The sequence below is a fragment of the Collinsella aerofaciens genome, from assembly GCF_028207065.1.
GTDB lineage: Bacteria > Actinomycetota > Coriobacteriia > Coriobacteriales > Coriobacteriaceae > Collinsella > Collinsella aerofaciens_AR.
In genome coordinates this window covers 1-1,551 of record NZ_JAQLFP010000060.1, presented here as the reverse complement: position 1 = coordinate 1,551, position 1,551 = coordinate 1, and the positions used below count along the sequence as shown (strand labels likewise).

1 protein-coding gene is annotated in these 1,551 nt (G+C 69.5%); it reads right to left on the bottom strand.

The window, feature by feature from the left end:
- Positions 1-295: 295 nt before the first annotated feature.
- Positions 296-1,417, bottom strand: coding sequence for an IS110 family RNA-guided transposase (locus PMX72_RS10230; protein WP_118225808.1), 1,122 nt, complete (start codon positions 1,415-1,417; stop codon positions 296-298).
- Positions 1,418-1,551: the final 134 nt, after the last annotated feature.

Sequence of the window (1,551 nt, the reverse complement as noted above, 5' to 3'; positions counted from 1 at the left end):
TCTGGCGGGTTTTCGCTCATATGACCCAATCCGCTGTCAAGAGCCACAATGGCCCCGCCGACCGCTTGCAATCGGTCGGCGGGGCCTGCCGTTAACCCGTCCCGGTCCGCCCCCGGCATGTCATCGACGCCTTCGGCTCAGTCTCATATCCGCGGATACCGTTCTGTCGGCCCGCACTCCATTCCTTCGGCGGGGTTCCCCAAGTCTGTCGAGGCGCATGCGGAGGGCTCCGCGCGCACAGCGAAATAGGGGGTATCCCCGAAGGCCGCCCGGCTCGCCGGGGCGGGGGCTATGTCTATTCCGCGCCCTCCCGGCACATCATGCCGAGGGCCCAGAGCCACCTCACGAGCTCGGCCGCGGTGGCCGCGTTAGCCTTCGCCTGGGGCATGCCGCGGGCGAGCATCTCCTCGCGCCGCCGCAGGAGCCGCTCGGATCCCTTCCTCCCGTGCATCCTTATCTCGAGGGGCACGCCCGTGTCCCTCGGCATGAGCTTCGGCTGGTGCCGCGCCGCGGCGTAGCACCATGAACCCTCAACGGCCAGCTTCCTCACGAGCGCGTTGCCCGCACCGCTGATGCCTCCGAGCCGCACGGAGTCGCCGCTCGACCTCTGACTCGGCGCGAGGCCGAAATAGGCCGTGACCTGCCTTCCGGAACGGAACCTCGTGAAGTCGCCGACCTCGGCCGAGAAGGCTGCGGCCAGCGCGAAGGCGCAGCCCTTGATCGACTGGAGGGCGGCCACCTCCGCGGCGATCGGGCTGGCATCCACGGCCGCCCTGTACTCGGAGAGCAGATCCGCCCGGGCCTCCGCCGCGGCCTCGACCTCGCTCCTCAGAGCGGCGAGCGTCCGAACCCCGCCATCGTCCTCCGGCCTGACCTTGTCGAGCCACCTCAGGAAGTCGTAGGTCCAGTACTTCCTCGGGTTGCCGGCGGGCGTGGTGCCGCCGTAGGCGAACCCTCGCTTTGCGAGGAAGGCGAGCAGCCGCTGCTTGGCGGTCGCCAGGCGCGCGGTCGCCCCGTCGTAGGCGCCGGCGAGGTCCCTGATGCCCTCGACCTCGGGGGAGGGGACCCATACGGGGGAGATGTCGTGGGCGAGTATCGCCTTGGCCATCCTGGCGGCGTCGTTCCTGTCGTTCTTGGAGGCCGAGTCGGCGGCCGACCTGGGGATCTTCGAGACCGCGGCGACGACACACTCGACGCCGAGCCCGGCGAGCTCCCTCTGCGGGGCGAAGCCGGGGTAGCCGCTCTCGTAGGCCGCGAGCGACGGCCCGGGGAACCCACCCATCCACCCGGCGATCTCGCCCCAGGGGTTGCCGGGGAACCTCCTCGTCACGGCCTCGCCGGTGTCCGCGTCGAGGGCGCAGACGGTGGTCGACCTCAGGTGGACGTCCATCCCGAACGCGGTAGAATACTTTGGCATGGGAGCCTCCCAACCTCGTTGCGGCGCGGCTGCGCCTATGGCACTTCAACATCATTGTCGCAGCCCCGACCCGCGGTCACGAGCGGGGGCTCCTATCTTTTTAGTGCCCTCGGATTGGGTCATAGTGTCTGTCG

Coding starts and splice junctions, on each gene's coding strand:
- PMX72_RS10230 (WP_118225808.1), bottom strand. CDS start 1,417: ATGCCAAAGTATTCTACCGCGTTCGGGATGGACGTCCACCTGAGGTCG.